Source organism: Nocardia jiangxiensis NBRC 101359 (assembly GCF_000308615.1).
Lineage (GTDB): Bacteria > Actinomycetota > Actinomycetes > Mycobacteriales > Mycobacteriaceae > Nocardia > Nocardia jiangxiensis.
Genome location: NZ_BAGB01000169.1, coordinates 89,614 through 100,648, shown reverse-complemented (window position 1 = coordinate 100,648; position 11,035 = coordinate 89,614). Strand labels below are relative to the sequence as shown.

The following is an 11,035-nucleotide window of genomic DNA, read 5'->3' as shown; positions in this document are numbered from 1 at the left end:
ACAGGGTCGCACGAGATCGAGGTTGCTGCGCGCGAATCCGTCCGCGCTGGTACGCAATTGGGCGTTCGCGCCCGAGGGATATCATTCTGTGATCGAAAATGCCGATGACGCTGCGCTCGCTGGCCTCGAGCGAACTTCGGCCGATAGCGCGACCACGCGCGGTCCACACGCCGAGATCGATTTAACCAGAAGGTTGCTCGCGTGGGAGGGGGTGTTCGATGCGGCCTTGGCTGCGGGCAACATCGCTGCCCCTCGGTTGCGAATCGGCAATGAGCGAAATGTGTTGGAGTCGAACGGCTTTGCGTGAGGCGTAACTGTCCGTCCAGTCCGGCTGGCAAGCTATTCTGTGAAATTGACCCTGCTCCAATGGGTTTCGAACCGGTCACATATCTGCATCGTCTTGGTGTCGCAAGGATTATTCGCCCAGGCCGCCCGCGCGGTCAGCGGCGAGACCGACCCGGCCGCCGGTGGGGCCGAACGATGCTCACCTGTTTCGCTGAGAGCGCAACAGTGCTGCACGCCCCGGCATCCGACCGCCGTCATCGCAACCGGCCCGCAGCGTCGGTCCGGCAGCGCTTCGACTGCTCCATACATCGAGCCCGAGATCATCTACGGAGTCCGCGGGGCTGCTGCGACAGCGGCCAAACTGCCGCCGGGCACATACCCCGTCCAAACGAACCGATCAACTCTCCGCGGAGCCGCTCTGCTCGGCGACCCACGCCGCGATCCGGGTGCGTGAGGTGAAACCGAGTTTGGTCAGGATGTGTTCGACGTGTCCGGCGGCAGTGCGTTGGGAGATGTGCAGACGACTGGCGACGGCCTTGTTGGTCAGGCCCTCGGCGACGAGGCCGGCCACCTCCCGCTCCCGTTTGGTCAGCTCCACCGACGGACCTGCGCCGGGCGGTGCGGCCTGCGGTTGCTCGTCCAGGGCATAGCCGGTCGCGGACAGCAGATCCAGTGACATGCCCTTGCGGTACGCGGTCTCGAACGCTTGCGGACCGAGCGTGCGACGGGCCGATCGTTCGCAGTCTTCGTGGTGGACTGCGGTTTCCGGGAACAGCACGGGGGACGCGCCGATCTCCCGGGCCAGTGCCTGTGCGGCGCCCAGCAGTACGGCGGTGCGGCGCGCACTGCCGTGGGTACCCACGACCCATGCCAATGTTTCCAGCGCTATCGCGGCCATGAGCAGATCTTGCTGCTTCCGGGCCTGCTGCAGCTGTTTGCGCAGCAACCCCAGCGCTCGATCGCGGTCGCCCTGGCGCCAGGCGGCCACCGCCGCTCCCCACAGGGCATACACCAGATGTACCGAACCGCCGTAGGATTCGATGATCTCGAGGGCCGTCTCGTAGCACCGCAGAGCCTGTGTGCTCTCGTCCCGTAATGCGTGCACCCAACCGAGCCCGAGCAGACACCAGATCCGCCCGTAGATGTCGTCCTGTTCGGTGAAGACCGCGAAGGCGGCCTGCAGGGGAGCGTCCGCGCTGGGCGAGTCGCCGATGCGGACCGCGTGCAGGCCCAGGGTGAGATTCGCGAACGCCTGCACGATCGGGTTGTCGCTGCCTGCGATCAGATCCCGTGCTTGCTGCGCTATGGCGGACGCAACCGCGAGATCGTCCTGGGACTCGGTCACCAGGCAGGCGCGCCAGAGTGCTCTGGCCCGCGCCGCCGTGGCGGTAGCGGGCTCGAGGGCGAGAGCGTGGTCCAGCCAGTGCCGAGCCTCGCCGAGTTGGCCTCGGGAGAACCAGAACAGCTGGATGGTCGCCGCGAACGACAACGCGGCGTCGGGTTCCAGGTCGGTGACCGTCAGGCACGATCGCAATGCTTCTCGGAGGTTCGTTTGTTCGCGTTCGATGCGGGCGATCCAGTCGCGCTGGCGCGGGCTGAACCAGTCGGCTTCCACGCGCTCGGCGAACTCGCGGTACCAATCCCGGTGGCGGCGAAGCAGTTCCGGATATTCGCCGGCCTCCTGGAGTTTGCCGCGCCCGTATTCGCGCACCGTCTCGAGCATCCGGAAGCGCACGACCGCATCGGACTCCTCCCGGATCACGACCGACTTGTCGACCAGCGCGGCCAGTACGTCGAACAGATTCTCCGCCGCGAGGCCGCACGAGCACACCTGTTCGGCGGCGTCGAGCTCGAAACCGCCGGCGAATACCGAAAGGTGAGCCCACACTTGCTGTTCGGCCGGAGTACACAGTGAAAAACTCCAGTCGATGCACCATTGCAGCGTCTGCTGGCGGCTCGGCGCGCTTCGGCTGCCGCGGGTCAGCAGTGCATATCTGTCGGTGAGCCGCGCCCGGACCTGTTCGGGCGACAGCGTCCGCAGCCGGGCCGCGGCCAACTCGATCGCCAACGGCAAGCCGTCGAGGCGCTGACAGATCTCGGTCACGGCGGCGAGATTGCCCTCGGTGAGTGTGAAGTCGGGGACCGCGGCGGTGGCCCGTTCGACGAACAGGTTGACCGCGTCATACCGGCGTGCACCTCGCAGCGACGGGTGCCGATCCGAATCGGGAGCGGATAGTGGCTGCACGTGCAGCACCGCTTCGCCACCGATGTTCAAGGGCTCCCGGCTGGTGGCGAGGATCCGCAACGTCGGACATGCCCGCAGCAGCGTCTCCGCGACCTTCGCCGTCGCATCCACGATCTGCTCGCAGTTGTCCAGCACCAGCAGCGCCCGGCGCGACGCGAGATATTCGACCAGCACGTCCAGCACCGGCTGTGCCTGGGGACGCAACCCCACAGCCGCGGCGATCACGCCCGGCAGGAGAGCGCCGTCGTGCAACTCCGCGAGTTCGACCAGCCACACCCCGTCGGCGAAATCCCGCTGCGCCCCGGTAGCCACCCGCAACGCCAGTCGCGTCTTGCCCACCCCGCCGATTCCGGTCGACGTCACCAGCCGGGAGTTCGCCAACAGATGTTTGGCCTCGGTCAGATCGGTGCGCCGGCCGACGAAACTCGTCAGCTCCATCGGCAGCAGCGCCTTGGCGCCGGCCGGTGAACCGAACCGCACGTGCCTGCGTACCGGCGCGCGGCCACTGGTCAGCGGAACCGGCGGAACCGAGGTGCTCTCCGGCGGCGGCGCAACCGCTTCGGCCCGTACCGCCATCTCATCGACGGATCCGCCGCGCCCGGCCTGCAGACGCTGCAACTGCGCACCCAATGCCGCGGGGGAGGGTCGTTGCGCGGGATCACGGGCCATCGCCTGTTCGACCACCATCGCGATGTCGTCGTCGATGCCGTGCTCGCGCGGATTCGGCACCGGTTGGCTGGTGATGCGCAGGAACTGGGCCACGACCTGCTCGCCGCTGTGCCGTTCGAACGCGGCATGCCCGGTCAGCGCAGCGAACAAGGTGGCGCCGAGTCCGTAGACGTCGGCCGCCGGAGTGGGCGCCTCGCCGGCCAGTACCTCCGGCGCGGTGAACGCCGGCGAACCGGTGACCGTGCCGGTCGCGGTGCGAAATCCGCCGGGGATGCGCGCGATCCCGAAATCGGTCAGTGCCGGTTCACCGTATTCGGACATCAGGATGTTGCCGGGTTTGATGTCGCGGTGCAGGATGCCGAGCCGGTGTCCGGTCTCGAGAGCCCCGGCCAGCTTCACCCCCAGTTGCAGCGTCTGCTCGACCGACAGCGGGCCGTGCCGGCGGATCCACACCTCGAGGGAATCCTGCGGATAGAAAGGCATCACCAGATAGGGCAACCCGGACGTGGTGGTACCCACCTGCAGCACGCCCACGATGTTCGGATGCCCGGTCAGCCGGCCCATCGCCCGCTGTTCCCGGACGAACCGCTCCCGATCTTGCTCGTCCAGGTCGCCGGTGAGCACCTTGATCGCCACGACACGGTCCAGGGCCACCTGGTTGCAGCGGTACACCACGCCGAAACCGCCGCGGCCGATCTCCTGGGCGTCGCCGAATCCGGCATCCGTCAGCTCCGCCGCGACGTCGTAGATCGCGGTGTGCTGTGTCTTCAACGGGTCGCTGTCGCCCATATGCCGGTCCTGATTCGTGACATATCAAGGGTACTTCGCGGTCACCGGCGTGGCCGCCGCGCGCCGCAGAGTGGCGCCCTGCCTGTGATCGACGCAAAGCCTCATCTGCAGAGCCTGTCGTGTTGCCCATCGACCCGTGACGAGTGAGGACTTATGGGGGCATCCGCGGTGTCTGGCCGCGAGTAGATTCCGAACTGCGCGATGTGTTTGGTCCGGTTCTTCGGGGTGGCAGCGAAGCCGATCATCTACCGCACGGTCCGTGGCGCGCCCGCACCGCGTGGTTCCTGTCCTCCACTGCTCGGTCGTGATGCCGGATATCAGCAGTTTCGCTGCGAGAACTCACGATTCGACGGTCGCACACATCAGGTAGAGGAGGCTCGTCATGTCCGTCGACATGGACAAGCTGCACGAGTTCATGGGCCGGTTCGTCGCCGACCTGGGGGCTACGTTCGCGGCAGGCAACGTGGTGATCGGACACAACCTCGGGCTGTATCGAGCCCTGGCCGAGGGCCCGGCGCTCCCCGCCGAACTCGCCGAGCGCACGGGTACCGATCCGCGCTACGTCACCGAGTGGTTGCGCGGCCAGGCGGCCGGTGGATACGTGGAGTACGACGCGGCGAGCGACACCTACTCGATGACCGAGGAACAGGTGTTCACCCTCACCAACCCGGACGGCGGGGTCTATCTGCCGGGTGCATTCGTGCTCGCGCTCGGCGCGCTGAAGGCCGAACCGCGGATCACCGAGGCGTTCCGCACCGGTGACGGGATGGGCTGGCACGAGCACGACCAGTACGTCTTCACCGGGTGTGAGCAGTTCTTTCGTCCCGGATACGCCGCCAACCTGGTTCCGTCCTGGATCCCGGCACTGGACGGCGTGCAGGACAAACTTCGTGCCGGGGCGAACGTCGCCGATATCGGTTGCGGGCTCGGCGCATCGGGGATCCTGCTGGCGCGGGAGTTCCCGAACTCCCGGTTCACCGGTTCGGACTACCACGAACAGTCGATCGAGATCGCCCGTAAGCGGGCCGCGGACGCCGGGGTCGGGGACCGGATCAGGTTCGAAGTGGCCTCGGCGACCGACTTTTCCGGCAGCGACTACGCCCTGGCCGCCACGTTCGACTGCCTGCACGACATGGGTGACCCGCTCGCCGCGGCGCGGCACGTGCGCGAGGTACTCGAGCCGGACGGCACCTGGATGGTCGTCGAGCCCAACGCGGCCGACGATGTCGCGGACAACCTCAACCCGGTCGGCCGGGTCTACTACAACGCCTCGAGCCAGCTGTGCGTGCCGAATGCGCTGTCCCAGCCCGGCGGCTACGCCCTGGGCGCCCAGGCGGGTGAGGCCGCGATCCGCCAGGTGACCGCCGATGCCGGGTTCACCCGGTTCCGCCGCGTCGCAGAGACTCCGTTGAACGCGGTCTACGAGGTACGCCCCTGAATCCGACGCGATTCGGGTCCCGCGACAAGGCGTGGCGGTCCGCCTCCCGGGACCACCTCGGCGTTACTTGGCGGCGGTCAGTTCCTTGGTGGCGCAACAGCTTCCCTTCTCATCGGCCTGTTCGGAACTCACAGCCCGGCGCCCATGGCCGCAGTTATGACTGCAACCCTTGTTGCGGCTACCGTCGGGGCCTTGGCGACTGCCCGTCATAATGCCTGGTGGGAGCGGAAATTGTTCTATCCGGAAGGGCTTGCGACGCGACTGTTTCGTGCTCGCCAGTGTCGGATGCCGCACTGTCGCAATGTAACTCCGTGGTGCGAAGTCTCACTTTGGCGAATGATCTGCACGACCTGCGCGACCGTAAATAACAGCCGCCGTTCGCGCCGGCAGTGGGGGATCTCGCTCTTGGCCGCCGTCTTCGTGAGCCAATTGACTGTTACTCGCAAGGAACGGCCTCGGGTTCGGACACTCATGCAACATATCCGGATTGTCTGGCAGATCGTCTGCACGCGGCCGCAATCCCGCTGTCGGTGGTTAACGCGGGCATCGGAGGCGACACCGTACATCGATATCGATGAGGGCGGGAACGATCTGCGCTACTGCAATCGGTCTGCGACCGATGTCGAGTCCGGAGTTTGCCGCTTGATCGATGCCGCTCATGCCGCCGGGTTGAAAGTCGTTGTGGGAACGTATATTTTGCGAGTATCTCGTAGGGTTGTCTTCGCCGACGCGATGCCGGACACTGCCAGCGATGACCAGCGGCAACTGCTGAACGCGTGGATTCGCTGCCTTCACGACGTCACGATCGTCGACTTCGAGAAGGCGTTGAGTGAGCCGGACCGGCCGAAACAACGTTCCGTCACTGGTTCACTTGGTGGAATACACCCTGGTCCGGCGCGCTATGACCTGATGGCACAGGCGGTGCCGCTCCGCGAGCTCACACACTGAGCTCGTCTATAGGATGGCATGAACTTCCATTGTGGCGCTGGACGTTCGGCAGTGATCGGCGGCTACGGAAAGGTCGCCGGCAGAAATGTGTATGTCGGTGAGCTAATCGGTCCGCAGGTTTCGGCCGGGTGGTCCGCATGGACCATCCGGCCGAAAGTATTGCCGTTCAGTTGATTACCGCTGGGCTGGATTTCGCGGTCGATTTCCCATTGCCGGAATGCCGTGAGTGTCGGTGGCGCAGAATTCGAGTATTATGCTGCGCAGTGTTTTTTTGCCCGTGTAGATCTCAGCCGAACGTTGGTGCGGGTTCGAGGTCGGTGTCGGGCTTCGGTCGAAACTGTCGGCGCAGGGTGTAAGCGCTGATCGCACCCAGCAGGCAGAACAGCAGGCACAGGGCAGGGATCGACATCAGTCCCGCCCTCGAGTTCTGCAGCGTGACAGCGACGAGTGGGGCGAATCCGCCGAGTACTCCGGCGAGCTGGAAACCGAGAGAGCCTGCGGTGTAGCGCACTTCGGCGGGGAAGCTTTCGACCACGAATGCCGGAACGACACCGTTGACCATCGCGTGGCCACATCCCGTGGTGGCCAGCATGAGCACGAAGATGAGCGCCAGGTTGCCGGTGGGCAAGGCTGCGAAGTAGGCGAACAGCAGCACTCCATCGATGAGCAGTCCGGCGATGACCAGTTTCGTCCGGCCGATGCGGTCGGACACGGCTCCCCAGACCGGGTTCATCACCACGACCAGCAGGGTGGCAACCGTGACCATCGACAGCATCTTGGTTCGCGGAATTTCGACGTGCTCGACCGCGTAACTGAGGGTGTATACGGTCAGCAGATACCAGCAGGCGAATACACCGCTCATCACGAGCACGATGCCGACAATCGTCAAGGGCTGCTCGATCAGGGACGCACGAATCGGATTGCGTGTTCGTTCGCCGGTCTGCTGCACTTTCTTGAAGGCGGGAGTTTCTTCGAGTCCGTATCGCACCATTATCCCGACCGCGACGATGACAGCGCTGAGCAGGAACGGAATTCGCCAGCCCCAGGTATTGAACGCATTGTCCGGTAGCAGCGTGACCAGTGCGAAAATGGCTGTGGCGATGACGGTTCCGCCTTGCGCGCCGGCGGTGGAGAAGCTTCCGTAGAAGCCACGTTTGTTCGCCGGTGCGTGCTCCACGGCGATCAGGACGGCTCCGCCCTGTTCGCCACCGACCGCGATTCCTTGAAGCAGGCGTAGGACGACCAGCAAAATCGGCGCCAGTGCGCCGGCCGTCGCGTAGGTCGGTAGCACGCCGATCAACACCGTGGCGCCGCCCATCATGGCGATGGTCAGCATGAGCGCCTGGCGACGACCGAACCGGTCACCGATGTAGCCGAAGACCAGTCCGCCGATCGGTCGCACCAGATAGCCGCTGGCAAAGGTGGTGAAGGACATGATGAGGGCAACGTGCGGGCTCACATCACGGAAGAACACCCGGCCGAATACGAGGGCTGCGGCCGTGCCGTAGATGACCAGGTCGTAGAACTCGACGACGGTGCCGAGAAAGGCCGCGGTAGCCGCGCGTCGGGGATTCGTTCGCGGCGGTTGCGATTCGTCGTGGGGGAAGGGGGCGGCAGTCGGCGTCGTCATACCGTCTCCTCGGCAGGTCGGCAAGCACTGCGCGATAAATGGTCATATGGAATGACCATAAATTCGAGCCTGAGTCTGGTCAAGATTCGTTCCTCTCACTGCGTGAAGTGTGTGGCGCGACGGCCGTCCGATCGAACAGTCTTGTCCCGGTATGAATTTCATTCGAGTGCTGCGGTGGCGAGCTCTCGTGCGGCGGGGTGTGCGACCACGGCGCGGCAGTCAAGTGTGTGATCTGCCCAACATCTACATCATGGCGTGAGCTTATACAGAAAGCAACATCTAATTCCGGGAAATGTACAAGCTTGATGGGAGCGGTTCGGAGTCGACTCTTGGAGGATCTCGGCCGGCTTCTCGCGCAGGGTACGGATCCGGGCCGCGCCCACGTGTCCCGCCCAATCGGAAAGTGGGACATCAGGCGGGAAGGGGGTGACGTGCGTCGGATGGTGCGCTCCGACATTCGGTCGCCGACGCTGATGTCGACGAGCGATCCGGTGCCGAAGGCCGAGGCCCAGCGCCGGAGTCGAGGCCGGCCGCGTGATCAGCGGCGCGAAATATGTTATGGCATAGCGGCTTTGGGGAATGCGGTGAGTATTGAATCGGTACGTCGGAGCGGAACCCGAAGCCGGTTGCTCTGCCGGACGCGGCCATCTCTCGCCTTCGCTGACGACGAGTTGACCGGTGGAGGTGGCTTGTGGCGGTTCGGACGCCCGAGTTGACGGATACGGTGCGTGATCCTGCAACAATGCATGCGTGTTCGAGCTGAATCTGCCGGCGCCGAGCGCCAGGTCCCTGCTTCTCACGGTGATCGGCGAAATGATGTACGCGCCGCCCGAGGCGGCGTGGACCACCGCCCTGCTGCATGTGCTCGGCGGTCTGGGTGTCGAAGAACATGCCGCGCGGCAGGTGCTGGCGCGGGCGGCCGATGCGGGCTGGGTCGTGCGAGAGCGGGACGGCCGGGCGGTGAAGTGGCGCCTGGCGGAGAAAGGGCGCGCCCTGGTGACCGACGGTATCCATCGTTCCGATGCGTACCTGGCCGGTCCGCCGGAATGGGATGGTCGATGGTTGCTGCTGTTCGTCACCGTGCCCGGCGAGCAGCGGACGACGCGTAAGCGGCTCTACGGCGGGTTGTCCTGGCTGGGGCTGGGCAACCCGATGCCCGGGGTGTGGCTGACGCCGCACACCGAACGCGGTGCGGAGCTCAGCGAGCTGGTCGAGAGCCTGGGCCTGCGTTCCTCGGCGTTGTCCGTTGTCGGCACGGTGCACGACGCCGGTCTCGGTGGTGACGAGATCGCTGGGAAGGCATGGGATCTGACCGATCTCGAAGTGCACTACAAGACCCTGCTGGATCAGCTGAACAGCTTGCCGGAGCCGCGAGGCGGCGACGAGACGCTGTTCGCGTATCTCGAGTTGCTCAATGTGCAGCAGCGATTCATGCGGCGCGATCCGTACCTGCCCGAGGAATTGCTGCCGGAGTGGATCGGTCGCGACGGTGCGGCGCTGATCCGCGCATGCCGCGAGCGCTGGGGAAGGCTCGCACATGCTCGCTGGAGGAAACTTGTGCGGGACTGCGCGCCACGCTGAGGAGTCGGAAACCCGGGTGATCTGAGCGGACACCCGCAGGGCTGTATGTCGTATGTGCTGGTCGGGGACCCTCGCGATCTAAGGTTGTACAAAAAAGGTCACCATGGGTTGATTTCTGTATAAACAAGGGTCATCATGATCCTTACCGGGCAAATCACATGCCACACCGGCTACGCAGGGCAGCCCCCCTGTCGGCCGGTCGGTCCGGCCGCCCATACGGCCCGTTGAACTCGAGGTGTCAGCCGATGTACGAAGCGAAATCAGCGATCTCGACCCTGGTCGAGGTCGCTGCCGATCCGGACGCCTATGTTGCCGCGTGGAAGGCGCGGACCGGGCGACCGGTTGTCGGTGCGTTCCCGATGAACTTTCCCGCCGAGATCGCACACGCCGCGGGTGCACTGCCGGTGATCATTCAGGAGAGCCGGGAGACGATCACCGTCGGTCGCAACCTGCTGACCGAGTTCTACTGTGGGTACACCCGCAGTGTCGCCGATCAGGCCGCCAAGGGACGCTTGCAGGTCTACGACGGCTTCTTCCTCGCCGATCACTGCATCCAATTGCTCGGTGCGGTCGATGTGACGCGGGAGTTCGAGCCGGACAAGCCGATGTACTTCGGGCAGTTCATGTCCTCCATGGGAGAGCCGTGGACCCCGGAGCAGGTGCACTCGAAGATGGCCGAATTCCTCAGCAAGATGGAGACATTCGCGGGCAAGCGGATCACCGACGAGGATCTGCGGGCGAGTATCCGGCTCTTCGATACCGGTCGGCAGCTGCTGCGCAGGTTGTACGACGCCCGACGCGACGGCGACGCCAATTTCACCGCTTCGCAACTGCAGGCGTTCATCAAATCGAGCATGATCATGGACCGGGCCGAGCACAACGAGTTGCTGAACAGGATCGTGCGCGAGCACGTCGTGCCCGTCGAGCGGGACGAGCGCGTGCGGCTGCATCTGTCCGGTCATTTCTGTCATGCGCCGAGAACGGAGCTGCTCGATCTGATCGAGGAATGCGGCGCGCTCGTCGTCGACGACGACCTGTTCCACGGGATGCGGTACATATCCACCGATGTTGGGGCACAAGGTGATCCGATCGACGCGCTATCGCAGTGGTACCTGCGGCGCAACGTATCGGTACCGTGCCCGACCCGGGTGCAGCACGATGTCGATTGGGACGCTTACCTGCTCGACGCGATCGACCGCAGCGGCGCCGAGGGGGTGATCGTCCTCATGGCGAAGTTCTGCGAACCGCACATGCTGTTCTACCCGGAGTTGCGCAAGGCGCTCGATCGCCGCGGCATCCCGCATCTTTTGATCGAGACCGAACACGAGGGGCTGCCGGTCGAATCGATCCGCACCCGACTCGAGGCGCTGCTGGAACGTATCCGGCGGCATCGCCTCGCCCCGGTTCAGGTATGACGCGGCCGGCCAGGTCCGTCGATTCGTTGTCCACA

General features: G+C 65.0%; 7 protein-coding genes. 5 read left to right on the top strand and 2 right to left on the bottom strand.

All coding sequences use genetic code 11. From position 1 onward, the window contains the following. The first annotated feature begins 88 nt into the window (after window positions 1-88). Window positions 89-307 (top strand): hypothetical protein, encoded by a 219-nt coding sequence (locus ON40_RS42720; RefSeq protein WP_157186791.1) that lies wholly within the window; start codon window positions 89-91, stop codon window positions 305-307. A 375-nt stretch (window positions 308-682) separates the two neighbouring features. On the opposite strand, the gene ON40_RS42715 is transcribed toward ON40_RS42720, so the two are convergent. Continuing rightward, window positions 683-3,988: a protein kinase domain-containing protein gene (locus ON40_RS42715; protein WP_040831453.1), complete on the bottom strand. Its 3,306-nt coding sequence runs from the start codon at window positions 3,986-3,988 to the stop codon at window positions 683-685. A gap of 382 nt (window positions 3,989-4,370) precedes the next feature. Between ON40_RS42715 and ON40_RS42710 the strand changes: the two genes are divergently transcribed. Then, the gene (locus ON40_RS42710; RefSeq protein ID WP_040831451.1) at window positions 4,371-5,426 is read left to right on the top strand and encodes a class I SAM-dependent methyltransferase; all 1,056 of its coding nucleotides are present in this window, start codon (window positions 4,371-4,373) and stop codon (window positions 5,424-5,426) included. Window positions 5,427-5,762: 336 nt separating this feature from the next. Beyond that, entirely contained in the window at window positions 5,763-6,374 is a 612-nt protein-coding gene (locus tag ON40_RS52865; protein WP_169542010.1) for a GDSL-type esterase/lipase family protein, read from the top strand. Window positions 6,375-6,660: 286 nt separating this feature from the next. Here the strand turns inward: ON40_RS52865 and ON40_RS42700 are convergent, their stop codons facing one another. Next, complete coding sequence (locus ON40_RS42700; protein ID WP_040831448.1) at window positions 6,661-8,004, bottom strand: MFS transporter; 1,344 nt, start codon at window positions 8,002-8,004, stop codon at window positions 6,661-6,663. A gap of 750 nt (window positions 8,005-8,754) precedes the next feature. Here ON40_RS42700 and ON40_RS42695 point away from each other — a divergent pair. Further along, the gene (locus ON40_RS42695; protein WP_040831446.1) at window positions 8,755-9,585 is read left to right on the top strand and encodes a PaaX family transcriptional regulator; all 831 of its coding nucleotides are present in this window, start codon (window positions 8,755-8,757) and stop codon (window positions 9,583-9,585) included. Window positions 9,586-9,830: 245 nt separating this feature from the next. Further along, window positions 9,831-11,000 carry a 2-hydroxyacyl-CoA dehydratase subunit D gene (locus ON40_RS42690; protein WP_040831445.1) on the top strand — a complete coding sequence of 390 codons (1,170 nt, stop codon included), beginning with the start codon at window positions 9,831-9,833 and terminating at the stop codon, window positions 10,998-11,000. The last annotated feature ends 35 nt before the right edge of the window (window positions 11,001-11,035 follow it).

Excerpts from the sequence above, each read along its gene's own strand:
- ON40_RS42715 (WP_040831453.1), bottom strand. The coding sequence starts at position 3,988 with ATGGGCGACAGCGACCCGTTGAAGACACAGCACACCGCGATCTACGAC.
- ON40_RS42710 (WP_040831451.1), top strand. The coding sequence starts at position 4,371 with ATGTCCGTCGACATGGACAAGCTGCACGAGTTCATGGGCCGGTTCGTC.
- ON40_RS52865 (WP_169542010.1), top strand. The coding sequence starts at position 5,763 with ATGATCTGCACGACCTGCGCGACCGTAAATAACAGCCGCCGTTCGCGC.
- ON40_RS42700 (WP_040831448.1), bottom strand. The coding sequence starts at position 8,004 with ATGACGACGCCGACTGCCGCCCCCTTCCCCCACGACGAATCGCAACCG.
- ON40_RS42690 (WP_040831445.1), top strand. The coding sequence starts at position 9,831 with ATGTACGAAGCGAAATCAGCGATCTCGACCCTGGTCGAGGTCGCTGCC.